This window comes from Succinivibrio sp. (assembly GCF_045124615.1).
Taxonomy (GTDB): domain Bacteria; phylum Pseudomonadota; class Gammaproteobacteria; order Enterobacterales; family Succinivibrionaceae; genus Succinivibrio; species Succinivibrio faecicola.
Map to the genome: position 1 here is coordinate 1 of NZ_JBGVMC010000230.1, position 3,973 is coordinate 3,973.

A 3,973-nucleotide genomic window follows, 5' to 3' on the forward strand; every position below is an offset into this window, starting at 1 on the left:
GAGCGTCCGTGTATCGCCGTTCTCTACATACCTTTCGGTAAATTTTAGGAATATTTTTCGGACTAGTGTAACTTATTGATTTTAGATCACTTTTTATATATGCAATTATTGAATAAGATCATTATATAAATCAATATAGAAGAGATTATTAACTCCTATAAAGGCACAGAAACAAGCACTTCAATGGTTTTCAAGGTTACTTAAAAATCATATTGATGGCATCATAAGCCATGAGATAGCCGTTATCAAACGGAAAGGTTGAAGGTATCAATCAGAAGATAAAGACCATTAGATCGAAGAGCTATGGACTCACTGATGATGAATAGTTCTTTTTAAAACTGTTTGATTCCGAAGGACAAAGATGGAAGTCTCAGAATGAATAAGGGGATCCTAGATCCCACATTTATTTGTACTGAGCCATCATTTTTCTAAAGATTCATCTTTAAAAGATTAAAACACTGATATAGGTTGCTACAACAGATAAGAGAACTGTAACTGATAAAGGTAACTTAAAAAGCGCACTTACTATAGCAACTACAGTGCCAATTGCAGCTGCATGCACATTGATAACATCTGTTTCAATTCCATCAACTAATACTTTTTCCTTTATACAGTTGAATATTCCAGGAAACACTAGCGCTGTTAAAGCTGTATATGGCACAAGATCCCATACTTTCTGCCAGTAAGGGCTGAGCTTTAGTTTTGATATGAATAAAGCAGGAATAGCTCTTACAGGATATGTAGCAACAAAAGACAGAATAACAATGTACAGATAGTAATTAGAGTGTTCCATTTTCTGCCTCCTTAGATTTTTCTTTAGATTCTATTTGCAGCTTTTCATCATCTGACACTCTGTCCTTTATAAATAAAGCACCAATCAAAGAGCATACGATAATGGTTGTAAGAATTGCCCAACACTCATCCATAAATTGAGTCATGAGGATATTGAATAAAGCAGAAGCTACGATAATTACAAACATTGATCTGCTCATGCATGCACCAGGTACAATGATTGCAACAAACAGTGCATAAAGAGCAATAGTCATCGATGATGTCAGCGCCTGTGGCATGAAATCATGAGCTACAAGACCTAATAGAGCTCCACTAATCCATGATAACCAAGAAATAAATACAAGACCAGAAAAATAATATGGACTTACAAGCTCTTTTTTGGCTGTTGCAAAAATAGCAAAAGGCTCATCAGTAATGTAATGAGAGAAAACTGCTCTTTGCAGATTACTCATTACTTTGAATCTTGCAAAAACAACAGCGCTCATAATAAAGTAACGGAAGTTTAGAAGTAAAAGACCAACTACAAGTGCAATCAGACTTGCACCCTGCTGAGCATATGTAACAGCCAGGAACTGTCCTGATCCTGAATAGCAGATCATTGACATTAAGATAGTTTCAAACTCTGAAAAACCATACTCTTTTGCCATCACAGCATAAGCACAGCCAACAGAAATATAGCCTAAACAGATAGGAATAGAATGACGTACACCCAGTAAAAAAAGCTGTCGATTATTCATGATTATGTTGATAAGGAATAAATATCAGTTTAATACAAGAAATAAATATTAATTATGCACCAAAAAGGAGTAAAAGTATATTAGAATTACACATCGGCTTTCGTATGCTATTATTCAATTTATTTTTTTTAACTTACTAGATATATAACTATGACAAATTTAGATATTGCTAAATTCGGTGGTACATCTGTAGGTAACTTTGAAGCTATGACTTCAAGCTACAAGGTAGTTGTATCAAATCCAAATTCACGTGTTGTTGTAATTTCAGCTTGCTCTGGTGTTACAAATCTTTTAGTTGAGCTAGCTTCAGGTAAATGCTCAAACGAGAAAATCGATGAGATTATCTCTAAACTTCGCGATATTCACGAGCAGATCATCACTCATCTTGAAAACCAGCACGAGTTAAGAAACTTCATCGAAGGCCACCTAAAAGAGATTAAGGATCAGACCCTTGTTGCAAACGAGAAAGGCACAAGCGATCAGATTGCTGATGCTATCGTATCTCACGGTGAGTTAATGTCATCATTCCTGTTTGTTGCTTTATTCAAGCACTACGGTACCGATGCACAGTGGTTCGATGTTCGTACTGTAATGCGCACTGATTCTAAGTTCTCATGTGCAAAACCAAACTGCGATGAAATCCGTGTATTAACCCGTGACAAGTTAATGCCTCTTATTTCTGATAAGAGCATTATCATCACTCAGGGCTTTATCGGTTCAAACACCTTAGGTGAGACCACAACCTTAGGTCGTGGTGGTTCTGACTACTCTGCAGCATTATTAGGTGAAGCTTTAGATGTTGCAACAATTTCAATCTGGACTGATGTTCCAGGCGTATTCACAACCGATCCACGTGTTGTAAAGAACGCAAAACCAATTCCAGAGTTAACCTATATTGAAGCTGCTGAAATGGCAAACTTCGGTGCTAAGGTTTTACATCCATCAACAATGGTTCCTGCTGTAAGACGTGAAATTCCTATCTTTGTTGGTTCTTCAAAAGAGCCAGAAAAGGGTGGTACCTGGGTTCGTCCATCAACACAGACAGCTCCAAACTTCAGAGCTTTAGCTTTACGTAAGAATCAGACTCTTATCGTTTTATCATCACCAGTTATGGTTGGTGCAACCGGCTTCTTAGCAAACGTATTCTCTGTATTTGCTAAATACAACCACTCAATTGATCTTGTTTCTACATCAGAAATCTCAATTGCAGTTACCATTGACGGCGGTACTAGCACATCAGGTGCTCACGGTCTTGATCCTAACATGCTAAAAGAGCTTGAGCAGTTCTGCCATGTAAAGGTTGAACAGGGTCTGCCACTGATTGCCATTATCGGCAACAATATGTCAGAGAACAACGGTGTTATCACTAAGGCATTTGACTGTATTCAGCAGTTCTCTGTAAGAATGATCTGCTACGGCGCATCACGCCACAACCTATGCTTCCTGCTTAAGGATGGCGACACTTCTGTTGCTTTAAATGAGCTTCACAAGCAGTTATTAGAAGCCTAATCTATAACTGGCACACTATTTGCAATCCTTTGGTCAGTGTTCAAAGGATTGCATCCTCAAAAAAGTCCAATCTTTTATCAAAAAAAATTAAACTTTTACTTTTTCTTCGCCGATAATATAGATAGGTGGGATCATTCTATATCTGATATAGAGAAAAGAGGTAATTAAAATGACAACTATTACCAATGCTGGTGTTGGCTCTGGTAATGATTTTGAAAGCATCATTCAGGCAATGCTTTCAACAAAGAAATCTAACTTGACCAACAGAGTTACAAAAGCAAAAGCTAAATGCGAAATTGAACGCGATGGTGTCAAAAAACTAAAAAGCGCACTTAACACCTTCCAGACTGCTTGTGAGGAAATGTGTAAAGCTAATGCTATGAACACACATAAGGTTACAACCTCACAGTCAAAAGATTATGAAGCATTCAAGATTACCCAGAAAGAAGACTGCTCCAACACAAATTTTGATATTACTGTAACTCAGCTAGCTAGATCAGAGGCTGTAACACAGAAATTCAACACAGCAGATGGCTTCAACAATTCTTTTGGAGCAGGTCGTATTACCATCGATCTTGGACCTGAAACATACACCAATGATAGAGGTGAAGAAGAAACTCGAGAAAGAAAGTTTGAAGTTGAAATCTGCGAAGGCGACACTATCGAGCTTGTAAGAAAGCGTTTAAACAAGAACGATCTTGGTATTAACGTTAACCTTATCAAGACATCATCAGGTTACACGTTCTCTATTGATGGCGGTACAACTGGTGCTGATACCACCAACATGAAGATTACTGCTGAGCCTGCAAATCCATCTGATTCTACTCACGACTCTATTAGTCTGTTTAATTTTGACAGATCATCAGATACTGAAGTTAATGCTCAAGGCGAGAGAGTTTCTTCAAGTGGATCAAAATGGACATATAGAGAAGCTA

Annotated in this window: 4 protein-coding genes and 1 pseudogene; 3 read left to right on the plus strand and 2 right to left on the minus strand. The window is 37.5% G+C overall.

All coding sequences use genetic code 11. The annotated features are described in order from the left end of the window. Positions 1-251: 251 nt before the first annotated feature. Positions 252-326 (plus strand): annotated as a pseudogene (locus ACJML3_RS06055) (hypothetical protein); the annotation flags it as partial. A 116-nt stretch (positions 327-442) separates the two neighbouring features. Here the strand turns inward: ACJML3_RS06055 and ACJML3_RS06060 are convergent. Together ACJML3_RS06060 and ACJML3_RS06065 are read right to left on the minus strand one after the other, a co-directional pair. Then, entirely contained in the window at positions 443-793 is a 351-nt protein-coding gene (locus ACJML3_RS06060) for an AzlD domain-containing protein (RefSeq protein ID WP_406021518.1), read from the minus strand. Continuing rightward, positions 780-1,529, minus strand: coding sequence for an AzlC family ABC transporter permease (locus tag ACJML3_RS06065; protein WP_406021520.1), 750 nt, complete (start codon positions 1,527-1,529; stop codon positions 780-782). Before ACJML3_RS06065 ends, ACJML3_RS06060 begins: the two co-directional genes overlap by 14 nt. A 150-nt stretch (positions 1,530-1,679) precedes the next feature. On the opposite strand from ACJML3_RS06065, the gene lysC reads away from it, so the two are divergent. Further along, positions 1,680-3,038 (plus strand): lysine-sensitive aspartokinase 3, encoded by a 1,359-nt coding sequence (lysC, locus tag ACJML3_RS06070; protein ID WP_406021521.1) that lies wholly within the window; start codon positions 1,680-1,682, stop codon positions 3,036-3,038. A 169-nt stretch (positions 3,039-3,207) separates the two neighbouring features. Continuing rightward, on the plus strand, positions 3,208-3,973 hold a 766-nt coding region (locus ACJML3_RS06075), incomplete at its 3' end, for a flagellar cap protein FliD N-terminal domain-containing protein (RefSeq protein ID WP_406021523.1).